Here is an 11,983-nt window from a genome sequence, read left to right on the forward strand (position 1 = left end):
TTTGATAAATACGCATCCGCACGACTGAGCCCCGTAGGTGGGCTCAGCTATTTCGGACGGCACGCTCCCGCTACCACTGCACCACGCAACGGTACATAACGCCCCAAGTGCTAAATTAATTAAGAATATATATTTAAAACTTGGGCGTAAGTACCGGCGGGTACAAGTGCCTTTCGAAACATCTGAATCCCACCTCGGGGCGAGTACGGCAGGATGCGTTTATCAAAAATCAAAGCAGCAAAGCATATCGACTTTTCGAAATCCGTAAGTGACAAGACAATTTTTTCGTCACAGCTCACGGATTTTTCAGTTCTTTGGCTGGCAAAATGCCATGTGGTTAATTGGACATAAGAAATATTATGAGCAAATTTCCGTAATAAACATGGAAGGTTTGGTCATAAACATTTACCACATCTGCTCACCGAGCGGACAGTGCTGAGCGGTGCGATACGCCCGCGCCTCCGCATAGCCGCCGCATTTTAAGCAGGTTCCCAAATGAAGATATTTACATTCTTTGCAGACGGTGAGTCTCTCCTCGTAGAGTTCATCGTCTGCTTTTTCATGATCGGGCACCTGTGACTGATACTTCCGGATCTGCGCCAGAGCGTCCCGATCCGTCATTTCGCGGATCAGACAGCGCACACAAAACGGCTTAGCAGACATAACAATTGACCCGGCACACACTGTTGACCGGCAGAGTTAATGTCTGGATATTGCCGTTCCATTCCTCCTCCGTCTCATAGGCACGGACATGATCCGGATCCTCAAATGTATTATAGGCATGCACCTCTCCATCAAGCATGGCAATGGATGCCTCCCCGGCAAAGGAATACTGCATTGGCAACTCTAATTCCACCGAAAGCGTATCGCACAGAGAGGTATTGGCAAGTGTGATGGTCAGCAGCTTCTGTCCGTTCTGCTCCGTCACGGAAACCGATTCGGACAATGCCGGGATCGTAATATCATTATAATGAACTGCCGGTCCTTTCACTGTGCGCCCGTTTTCTACGCATGTAGTCTCATCTGTGTGGCTTTCCACCAGCTCTGCCCCCTGGTGCGGCACATACATCCGGAACACATCGTAGGTCGGAGTTTTTAATATCTTGCTTCCTTCGGTCAGAAGCATTGCCTGAAGGACATTTACAACCTGCGCGATATTTGCCATAGCGATACGGTCGCTGTGCTTATTGAAAATATTCAGACTCAGTGCCGCAACGATCGCATCCCGCATGGTGTTCTGCTGATACAGAAAGCCCGGATTGGTTCCCGGCTCAACATCATACCAGGTTCCCCACTCATCCACGAAAAGATCAATATTATGCTCCGGATCATGCTCGTCCATGATCTCAAGATGCTTCTCAATAATATTCTCAATATACATCGCCTTGGAGATTGTTGTGTAATATTCCTGCTCATCGAAATCCGTCGCACTGCCCTTGTGCTCCCAATCACCCGGCAGTGTGTAATAGTGAAGACTGATCGCATTGGCATGCCAGTGGTCGATACGGCTCATAAGCTCCTTCGTCCAGTTATAGTCCTCAGCATTCGGTCCACAGGCAACCTTATACAGCTTATTGTCCCCGTAATTCTTGCAGAAGCACTGATATCTCTTGTATTCATTGGCATAAAAATCCGGACTCATGCTGCCACCGCAGCCCCAGTTCTCATTGCCGATCCCGACATATTTGAGATGCCACGGCCCCTTGCGCCCATTTGCCTGACGCTGCTTCACAATCGTGGAATCACCGTCCGCCGTCATATATTCGATCCACTCTGCTGCCTCCTGAACCGTTCCACTCCCCAGATTCACAGCAATGTACGGTTCACAGCCAAGCTGGTCGCACAGCTCCATAAATTCATGTGTCCCAAAGCTGTTATCCTCAACCGTGCCTCCCCAGTTGGTGTTGACCATACGGCGGCGTTTCTCTTTCGGTCCGATACCGTCTCTCCAGTGATATTCATCCGCAAAGCAGCCGCCCGGCCAGCGAAGTACCGGGAGTTTCAATGCGCGAAGCGCATCCACAACATCCTTGCGCATTCCATTCTTGTTAGGAATCTCGGAATCCTCCCCCACATAAACACCGTCATAAATGCAGCGGCCAAGATGCTCCGAAAACTGCCCATATATCTCCGGAGCAATATGACTTAAAGTTTTGGCAGGATCAATATGTAATGTTGTTTTAATCATAATCGTTTCCTTTCATCAATTCGTTAGATTTTTCGAAAACCGTAGAGCGACAAGGCAATTTTCAGATATCGTCTCCAAGAGTTTTAAAATATCTTCAACGCAAAAATCATATTTAAAGCTGTTTGTCCTAAGAAATATTATGGCGCACAATGATATATTTCCATGTACGCAGTTTGAGTTTCTCTACAAAGCAGGGCAACGCTCCGTATCAGGAACGCTGCCCTTCTAAAATCAACTTGTCAAAGTGTGTATCATGCGGATGCCCCGGATCACTCCATCACCTTGCAATTTCCGCAAACATCTCTATTATAATAAGTTCATATCAGCCATTGCCTTGCGCAGAATCTCCTGATTCTGTGGCTCCATCTCAGTCAGTGGTGCGCGGAGTGTTCCGACTTCTTTCCCCATCATATTAAGAGCTGCCTTTACAGGGATTGGATTAACCTCACAGAACAGTGCATTGCAAAGCGGAATACTGTCAATCTGCATCTTGGCTGCTCTCTTCACATCGCCCTCAAGATAGCTTGTTACCATGTCGTGCATAAACTGCGGTGCAACATTGGATACAACAGAGATAACACCGAGACCGCCAAGAGAAAGGATCGGAACGACCTGATCATCGTTACCGGAGTAAAGCTCGATGTTGCCATCACAAAGGTTCATGATCTTTGCAACGTTGCTGAGATCTCCTGAGCTTCCTTTACGCCGACAATATTGTCAACATTCTTAACCAGAGAGGCGATCGTAGCCGGTGCCATCGCACATCCGGTACGGCTTGGTACATTATAAAGAATTGCAGGGATCTTGATCTCATTTGCAATCGTGGTGTAATGAGCGATCAGACCATTCTGGGTTGCCTTATTATAATAAGGTGTTACCAGAAGAACACCGTCAGCTCCTGCCTCCTCAGCTTCCTTGCTGAGCTGTACTGCCGTTGCGGTGCAGTTTGAACCGGTACCTGCGATCACAGGGATACGTCCCTTAACGCGGTCGATTGCAAAGCGGATCGTATCCATATGCTCTTCCTCTGTCATGGTAGCAGACTCTCCTGTCGTGCCGCAGATAATGATCGCATCTGTCCGTCCTGCGATCTGCTCCTCGAGAAGTTCGTCCAGTTTATCGAAATTTATCTCGTGATTTTCCTTCATAGGTGTGATCAGTGCCACACCGGCTCCCTTAAATAATGCCATAATAATTATTACCTCCTTATAATATAATAAATGTAAAATGGATAGTTATGTTATCATAAAAAAAAGACGGGGATACGCCGTCTCAGAATATACACTGGTATATACTTGATAGCGCTCCATCCAATGATGACAGTCATGTCGTTATTCACGCCATGCCCAAGGAGTATCCTGTCAGGCAGAATATCCTTTCGGCACTGTTCCCTTTCCATAATCCTCCTCTGCCTCCTGGGACATCAGATCACGTACTGATGAAGAGTGCGACCTCTATCTAAGCGACAGCATACCACTATTGATGCGCCTTGTCAAGCCAATTAAATAGTGTTATGCTGTACATTATAATGATGTTGGCGTCAATGAGATTTTGCCCCCTGCATCACTATAATGATCAAAATGGAGGTTTCCATGAAGTTTGGCGAAAATGAAATTTTAGAGCGGGAACAGAAGCTGTTCTCGACAGAACATAGATTTTTAAACCGGCTGCGTCTGGACGCTCTGTGCTTCCAGCTTTTCCTTTTGCTTGCCATTCTGGCTGTGATAAGCGTCTGCCTTATCGGAGCTTTCCGCGGAATCGTAAGCAGTGCTCCGACCGTGAATGAAAAGCAGATCCTGACCAGTTCCAAAACGACAATATTATATGATAAGGATGGCAATGAGCTGCAGCGGCTGGACGGCTCCGGGATCCGGCAGAATTATGTCGCACTGAATAAGATTTCCATGGCGGCACGCAACGCATTTATCGCCGCAGATGACACGGAATATTACAAGCATCACGGCGTAGATATCCGCAACTTTTTCTACGCCTTTTATCCGGATTCCGCATCGGCACAGTACGCCGGAAGCAGACGAACCTTAACCCAGAAACTGATCCGTAATCAGATCTTTGTCAGCGACAACAACAGCTCCTCTATGGAACGGGTCGTCCAAAAGATTCAGGAACAGTATCTGGCTGTCCAGTTTGAATCCGAGGTTGGCAAGGATAAGATTCTGGAATATTATCTGAACACACTCTATTTTGGCGGAAACCGGATTGGGATCGGTGCGGCTGCCGAATATTATTTTGATAAGAAGGCACAGGATCTGACCATATCCGAGTCAGCCGTGCTTGCAGCTTTGGCGCAGGATCCCGCCGTTTACGACCCGGTAGAGCAACAGAAGTCCAACAGTAACAAACGAACAGAAATCCTCAATGTCATGTTGAATATGGAGACCATCTCCGAAGACGAATACGAGGATGCTCTTGGTGACAATATCTATATCTCCCTCCAGACTGCCAACCAGAAGAAAAACGGCACCACAGAGGCGAAGAATTACTATGTTTCTGCTGTTATCTCACAGGTAATCTCCGATCTGAAGGAGCGCGCCGGATACAGCGCCACACAGGCATATCATGCAGTATATCAGGGCGGTCTTAAGATCTATACCTGTCTTGACAGTGAGATACAAAGTATTTGCGAAAAGGAGGTCGAGGTGCAGAGACAACGCACCGGTGATCGCAAAAAGCTGCAGCTATCTCTTGTTTTTATGGATCAGTCCACCGGAAAGGTAAAGGCTCTGATCGGTGGAAGGCAGGGCGAGGTTCCCCAGACTGGCGGAAACCGTGCCGTTGATTATACCAGACAACCCGGCAGCATGCTGACCCCTCTTTCCGTATGGCTTCCTGCAATTGACACTGCAGGAATGACACTTGGAACAGTACAGGATGATTGTCTCTACAGCTATTCCGAAAACGGACATCAGCAAAACACCCGGGATCAGAACGAATATCAGGGACTTGTCACCACGAGAGACAGTATACTGAAGCACTTAGAATCTCCTGCCGTCCAGGCCATGGAAAGCTTTGGTATCCAGACCGGATATGATTATCTGAAAAAGCTCGGTTTCTCTACTCTGGTCGAGAAGCAGGAGGATATGGATGGCAACGTGATCAGCGATGTATCGCTTTCCCTGGCATCCGGCAATCTTGTAAACGGCGTCAGTAATCTGGATCTGACCGCGGCTTATGGGGTCCTTGCCAATGAGGGCAAAAGTGTCAAGCCAATCTTCTATACAAAGCTTGTCGACAAAACCGGCAATATTTTATTTAAAAATGAACAGAAATCTTCCCAGCTTCTGGAAACTGCTTCTGCATGGCTGATAACAAATGTGCTGCGCGAATATATCGAAACAGGTGCCGGAAAAGCGGCAGATCTCGGTATCGAAAAACTTCCGGCTGCCGGCTATGGTGCCTCCACAAAAGGCAACAAAGACCAGTGGTTTACGGGTTATACCCCTTACTACACCGCCGGAATCTGGTGTGGCTATGATGATTCCGGAATGATAACCTCCGATATTTCCTGCGAAACGCTCTGGAAACAGATCATGAAACAGGTTCACTCCACCAAAAAAATCGAAAAAGGAAGCTTTAAAATTCCAGACGATATCGTTGCCTGCAACATCTGTACCAAATGCGGAAAGCTTGCAGTTGAGGATCTGTGCAATCAGGCACTCAGTGGTGATACCATCCGCCGCGAATATTTTGTCAGCGGCACACAACCGACCGAAAACTGTGACTGCCATGTCAAATACCGCGTCTGCAAAAAGAGTGGAAAACTTGCCACCGAGAAGTGTCCAAAATCGCAGGTGGAAGAACGTGTTTACCTGATCAAAGAAGAACAGGGAACCACAAAGGATACTCCTTATGTGTTGACGCCAAAGCTTCGCAGCAGTCAATGTAATATTCATAAATAAACATTACAATTAACAAAACAAAGTGTCCTAAAAACAGGACACTTTGTTTATTTTACGATATAGAATCTTCTCATTTAGTTTGCCCGGTTGATCCGCTCTCCGGTCACAACCTCGTACGTTACAAGCTGCTCTCCGTCAAGATCCACGCGGTGCATATCCACCGCCGTGATCTGATGATTCTCATAGGTCGTATAATAATAGATGCCTTTTGAGGCGTTACAGCAGGACGTATAGATCGTAATCTCATACTTGCCCTCGCCCACATCACAGCAGCCTCTCGGCTGGTCCATCGCACCAAGAATATGGAAAAACTGACTGACACTCTCCGCCTCACTCTCCCCGGAAACAGAATGCTGCTTCACAAATGCCGCACGCACAAAACGGGAGGCAGAGGACAGATCTCCCGGCAGCCCCATCGCTCCCATTCCGCGGCTGTACGTAGAAAGACCAAGCTCCGGTGCAAAGCTGTTCTCCGGCTGTTTGGCAGAAAGTGACATATAATTATTGAGCTGAAACATCTGCATATCAAACGGAGGATTATTCGTCAGAATCCCTACCGGATTGTCATAAATATGAAGTCCGTCTGCCATGCTCTCCACAGTAATGCAGTCGTCCTTATCTGCAATGATCCAATGAAGTCCCGCTGTCGGAAGCTGTGGACTAAACGATGTCCCGGTCAGATTGATCCGTTCCAGAAGCGTCCTAACCTCCTTCATCGAAGCACACTGCGATAACACCCACGGAATAAATTCAAACTGAGCGACATTTTCCCTGTCCGTTTTTTCGGACTCATAAACAGCATTCCCCACAAAATTAAGACCTGCCATTCCGACACCTTTCTCATTGACAGCATCATAATATAACGGATAATCCGCCACCACATGTGCCATTCCGATCAGAGCATAATGGCTTTGCATCTGCCCCATATAACGAAAACGAAACGGATAATTCCGCGGGGTGATCGTAATCTGATCCCCATAAGAAAATTCATAATCCAATGTTCTGCCAATATAAAAATCCTTCGTCTGATAAGTTGCTGCTGTACACATATAATCCCTCTTTTCTGAACAAACCGCTGCGAAGCTGCAACGCTGTCTCCATCTGTTTCAAATTCTATATACAATACTGCCGGAACAGTTCCAGTCTTGATCCAACCCCCAGCTTACGCAGAAGATTCTGTATATGCTTCTGCACGGTCAGGCTGCTGATCCCACACTCTTCTGCAATCTCTTCATTCGAATAAAACTGCAGGATCTTCTCCAGGATCTGTGTCTCTCTCACCGTCAGACCGTGCATTTGCCGGATATCCTCTACTGTCCGTAAAGTGGTACTCTGCTCCCGGTCTGCCGCCAATATTTTGGGAAATACCTTATTCAGATGTACCCCGATGGAACGAAGAAAAAACATATCGTCCGACTGAAAACAGCCATCGATCCTCGTCCGAAATAAAGATAAAACCCCCAGCAGATGATGCTTCGCCACGATACTGTACTGCATCGTGTCATAAATATCATAGCTTTCATAACAATACCTGTGAAGCTCTCCCTCCAACCGTTCCTTCTCACTTAAGATCTCACTCTCGCAGATCAGCGTGGATTCATTGCCATGGATCAACCACAGCACCGGATCCTGTGCCGCCCTCTGAATGTACCGTTTCTCCGCTTCCACAAATGTGTCCGGCACACAGACCGGCTCCGGCTGATAAAGGTTCTCTGTCTGTGCCAGTGACGAGGAATCTATCCCCTCCGCCGCCAGCAGAATGCTGCAGTACGTATACGGAATCAGCATACGCACCGGCACCATGAAATCCTTTTTCAATTCTTCCATACCGGTGCAGTTGTACAAGTGGTCGATCAGATCATTATAGATCAAAAACTGATTTTTCTCCATCGTATTCTCACGCCTTTCCATTCCTATAAAAAGGGCAAAACCGGCGTTTTGCCCACCAAGAATTGCTTCGCAATTCTCGGTGTATTCACTCTATCTTACGAGCATCCCCTATACCCTAAAGAATTACTCCTATCAGAGTATGTTCTCTGCTTCTCATGATTTTCGTTCTTCCGGTACTGGAAACAGAGTACCATATTTTCTACCAGTTAACAAGTAGTTATACCTTTTTACTGGCAGAAATTGCTTGCAAAATGTCATTGCAAACAAGTATACCCGGTGCTATGATAAATGCAACAATTAAATAGCATCTGAAATACAAAGGCGTATTTGCTGAAATTCATTCGTTTTTACAGCGAACTGATTTCAGCGGATACGTCTTTATTTTTTCCAAAAAGGAGGAATTTATTATGGCACAGAAAGAACAGGTAATTAAAGATCTCGACAAAATCATTTCTCTGATCCGCACAGACAGCGATCAGATCTCCGCTGACGATAAAAAGAAAATGGTGGATGACACACTTCACTATTTTGACAACTATGTAAGTCCGGGATGGCTCAAATACAGAAAATCCGTTTCATCCGATTCCGAGAACGGTGCCGTACTTGAGTGGCAGGAGGAAGGTGCTTACTGCTACGGCTTAAACGGCGAGAAATTCATCGACTGTCTTGGTGGTTTCGGTATTTACACATGTGGTCACAGAAACCCGGAGATCCTCGATGTCGTAAAGGCACAGCTTGATCATCAGGCACTTCATTCCCAGGAGCTTCTTGATCCGCTTCGTGGCTATCTTGCAAAGGCTGTTGCTGACATCACGCCGGGTGATCTGCAGTACTGCTTCTTCACAAACGGTGGCGCAGAGGCCGTTGAGATGTCTTTAAAGCTTGCACGTATCGCAACCGGCGGCAGATGGTACATTTCCACAGTGGGTGCTTTCCATGGTAAGTCAATGGGTGCCATCTCCATGGGTGGTAAGAGTACATATCGTACTCCATATATTCCAATGGTTCAGCAGGTACAGCATGTACAGTATGGTGTTGCTGAGGATATCCGCAAAGCCATCGAAAACCTTCAGGCAGTCGGTGAGAAGGTTGCCGGTGTTATCCTTGAGCCAATTCAGGGTGAGGCCGGTGTTATCATTCCTCCGGAGGGATACCTTACCGAGGTTCGTAAGATCTGTGACGAGACCGGTGTTGCTCTGATCTTCGATGAGATCCAGACCGGTATGGGACGTACCGGTACAATGTGGCGCTGCGAGGCAGAGGACGTCACTCCTGATATCATGACCTTTGGTAAAGCCTTCGGCGGCGGCATCATGCCGATCACCGGTATTATCTGCAAACCAAAGATGTGGACACAGGAGCTGATCGACAACCCATGGCTTCTCGGTTCTCCTACATTCGGCGGAAACCCTGTATGCTGTTCCGCAGCACTTGCAACGATCAAATATATGCTTGAAAACGATATTCCCGGTGTCTGCAAGAAGAAGGGTGAATTCTTAAAAGCCGGTCTTGAGAAGCTTGCTGCAAAATATCCGGAGGTCATCTCTGAGGTACGTGGTACCGGTCTGATGCTGGCTGTTGAGTTCCACACTTCCGACATTGGATATGAGTGTGCAAAGGGACTTTTCGCAAGACGTGTTATGACTGCCGGTACACTGGTAAATGCAAAAACGATCCGTTTCGAGCCAACCGCTGTTATCTCTCAGCAGGATATGGAGGATGTACTCACCCGTATGGATGAGTCCCTTGCCGATACCAAAAAGGCAATGAATCTGTAACAAACATTTGAAAATAGCAAGAATCCTGTACCAATATACCTGTCCGTATATTGGTACAGGTTGTCTTAAAAAGGAAATGGTGATCATTATGGGATTGAGCAAGATTGAAATTATCACAGGTATGCAGAAATTTAATGGTTTAAAGCGCGTGCTGAGTCAGGCAGGTGTGGGTGGTATGACATTTACACAGGTGCTTGGCTGCGGCCGCGAAAAAGGCACCCGCGAATATGAAGTGGATGAACGCTATGAAATGGAGCTTCTTCCAAAACAGCAGATCAATGTTGTTGTGGATGACAGTCGTCTCGATGAAATTCTGGATCTGATCAAAAAAGAATTATACACCGGACACATCGGAGACGGAAAGATCTTCGTCTATCACATTGACAATGCAATCCGTGTCCGCACCGGGGACGAGGGCATTGATGCACTCTGATGCAGACGTTGTATTTATTTCATATAACAGAATAACAGCACAGATATTTTATCTATGCAGGTCGTAAAGGGAGGTAATACTCGCTGATACAGACTTAACGTCTGTACCGATGTGGGGATCGGAGGTACTTATGGAAGAGAAAAAACTGGGAGTCAGAAATGTGGTATCTGTCTCCGTGGGGTTAGTTATCGCAACAAGCTGTCTTGTCTCTTTGGGACAGGGAGCCGGCAATATCGGTGTAGTCTTTATCTTCGCGATGATTATAGCCTGCATGTTAAATATGATATCCATCGCGTCCATGTCTGAGTTGAATGCATTGATGCCAAATACGACCGGTGGTCTGGCACAATATACACTCACAAGTCTCGGACCGGTGCCAACCATGGTCTCCATGGTCGGTGGATATATTTTATGTAATGTCCTCTCTGCCGGCGTAGAGGCTTCGATCTTCTCCTATGCAATGGGAGAGATCCTGCATCTTCCCATCTCCAATTTCTGGTACACCTTTCTTGTAACCGCAGTTCTTCTGATTGCAAACCTAAAAGGCGTTGACATGTTCGCCAAGATCCAGGATCTTGTTGCCTATCTGCTGCTTGGTTCCATGTTCTTCATGGGACTGATCGGTGCTCTCGGCATGGGAACCGGCGTCAAGGTTGACCAGCCTTATTACATGACGACTAATCCTGCCGATATCGTTCCGATGATCGCGGTTGCTTTCTGGCTTTTCATCGGTGCGGAGTATGCGATCCCAATTTCCAAGGATGTCAAAAACGCCAAACGCAATGTGCCTCTTGGCATGTTCATTGGTCTGGCGATCATGTGTGGCGTGCAGTCTGTGATGATCTTCGGGTTCCACAATTATACCACATGGAAGGAGCTGACCGAGTCACCGGCACCTCACCTTCTCTACGGTATGAATCTTCTCGGAACTCCGGGTAAGCTCTGGATGACACTTGTGGCCGCACTCGCTGTTGTCAGTACGCAGAATTCCAGTGTACAGGGACTTGCCAATATCTGTCAGGGCATGGCGAAAATGAATATGATGCCGCAGTTTTTTGCGAAAACAAACAAGAATAATGTTCCATATATCGGTGTGTGGTTTGTGAGTCTTTTAATCCTTTTCTTTGGATATATCAGTAATGATTCCTCCAAGCTGATCAGCTTTCTGATCCTTGTCGGTTCTGTTTTCTGGATGGTTTCCTACATCTTTGCGCATATCGACGTCCTCGTCCTTCGCCACCGCCTGCCAAAGGCGCCGCGCACCTCAAGGTTCCATTCGGTCCGGTGCTTCCATTGATCGGTATCGCCGGCACGGTCTATATGATAATCAATATCTCTACCGATCCTGCTGAGCGTCTGATGATCTGGCTTGTCACCGGCATTACATTCCTGATCCTTTTCGTTTATTCGGTGATCTGGATCAAGTTTAAAATGAAGATACCCGTTTTCAAAAGTGTTCCTCTGGAAAAGGTCATGGCGATGGAAAATGAAATGTACTATATCATCCGAAAAAGACGAAAACTCTGTCGGTAGTGTGGTCATATTATTTCTTATGACCAATTATCCACATGGTATTTTGCCATCCAAAGGACTGAAAAATCCGTGAACTATAACGAAAAAATTGACGCAGATCAGTAGGATTTCTGAAAAGTCTTTGCTTTGCAATGCTTTGATAAATACGCATCCGCACGACTGAGCCCCGTAGGTGGGCTCAGCTATTTCGGACGGCACGCTCCCGCTACCACTGCACCACGCAACGGTACATAACGCCCCAAGT

General features: G+C 47.0%; 9 protein-coding genes, 1 pseudogene and 1 riboswitch. Of the genes and pseudogenes, 5 read left to right on the plus strand and 5 right to left on the minus strand.

Features of this window, described 5'->3' with window-relative positions:
* Window positions 1–405: 405 nt before the first annotated feature.
* From DXA20_RS15425 to dapA, 3 genes and pseudogenes are all read right to left on the minus strand, one after another.
* Window positions 406–663 (minus strand): DUF6171 family protein, encoded by a 258-nt coding sequence (locus tag DXA20_RS15425; RefSeq protein WP_118561993.1) that lies wholly within the window; start codon window positions 661–663, stop codon window positions 406–408.
* Entirely contained in the window at window positions 653–2,188 is a 1,536-nt protein-coding gene (locus tag DXA20_RS15430) for an alpha-N-arabinofuranosidase (protein WP_118561995.1), read from the minus strand. The genes DXA20_RS15425 and DXA20_RS15430 overlap by 11 nt, the downstream gene beginning before the upstream one ends.
* Before the next feature lie 306 nt (window positions 2,189–2,494).
* A pseudogene (gene dapA, locus DXA20_RS18550) lies at window positions 2,495–3,378 on the minus strand (4-hydroxy-tetrahydrodipicolinate synthase).
* A 101-nt stretch (window positions 3,379–3,479) separates the two neighbouring features.
* Window positions 3,480–3,653, minus strand: a riboswitch (Lysine riboswitch).
* Between the two features lie 127 nt (window positions 3,654–3,780).
* Here dapA and DXA20_RS15440 point away from each other — a divergent pair.
* A complete protein-coding gene (locus tag DXA20_RS15440) occupies window positions 3,781–6,105 on the plus strand; it encodes a transglycosylase domain-containing protein (protein WP_158577258.1) in 2,325 nt (774 codons plus the stop codon).
* A 74-nt stretch (window positions 6,106–6,179) separates the two neighbouring features.
* On the opposite strand, the gene bsh is transcribed toward DXA20_RS15440, so the two are convergent.
* Both bsh and DXA20_RS15450 read right to left on the minus strand, forming a co-directional pair.
* Window positions 6,180–7,154: a choloylglycine hydrolase gene (gene bsh, locus DXA20_RS15445; protein WP_118561999.1), complete on the minus strand. Its 975-nt coding sequence runs from the start codon at window positions 7,152–7,154 to the stop codon at window positions 6,180–6,182.
* Window positions 7,155–7,218: 64 nt separating this feature from the next.
* On the minus strand, window positions 7,219–7,995 hold the full coding sequence (locus DXA20_RS15450) for a helix-turn-helix transcriptional regulator (RefSeq protein ID WP_158577259.1): 777 nt from the start codon (window positions 7,993–7,995) through the stop codon (window positions 7,219–7,221).
* 407 nt (window positions 7,996–8,402) lie between these two features.
* Here DXA20_RS15450 and DXA20_RS15455 point away from each other — a divergent pair, with 407 nt between their 5' ends.
* The 4 genes from DXA20_RS15455 to DXA20_RS15470 all read left to right on the plus strand — a co-directional run bounded on the left by DXA20_RS15455 (window position 8,403) and on the right by DXA20_RS15470 (window position 11,739).
* Window positions 8,403–9,773: a putrescine aminotransferase gene (locus DXA20_RS15455; RefSeq protein ID WP_118562003.1), complete on the plus strand. Its 1,371-nt coding sequence runs from the start codon at window positions 8,403–8,405 to the stop codon at window positions 9,771–9,773.
* Between the two features lie 88 nt (window positions 9,774–9,861).
* Window positions 9,862–10,206 carry a P-II family nitrogen regulator gene (locus DXA20_RS15460; protein WP_243100707.1) on the plus strand — a complete coding sequence of 115 codons (345 nt, stop codon included), beginning with the start codon at window positions 9,862–9,864 and terminating at the stop codon, window positions 10,204–10,206.
* Window positions 10,207–10,336: 130 nt separating this feature from the next.
* The gene (locus tag DXA20_RS15465) at window positions 10,337–11,503 is read left to right on the plus strand and encodes an APC family permease (protein WP_158577260.1); all 1,167 of its coding nucleotides are present in this window, start codon (window positions 10,337–10,339) and stop codon (window positions 11,501–11,503) included.
* Between the two features lie 23 nt (window positions 11,504–11,526).
* Window positions 11,527–11,739: a hypothetical protein gene (locus DXA20_RS15470; protein ID WP_147403770.1), complete on the plus strand. Its 213-nt coding sequence runs from the start codon at window positions 11,527–11,529 to the stop codon at window positions 11,737–11,739.
* Window positions 11,740–11,983 lie beyond the last annotated feature (244 nt).

Source organism: Roseburia sp. AM59-24XD (genome assembly GCF_003478445.1).
In the GTDB taxonomy this organism is placed as follows: domain Bacteria; phylum Bacillota; class Clostridia; order Lachnospirales; family Lachnospiraceae; genus Jutongia.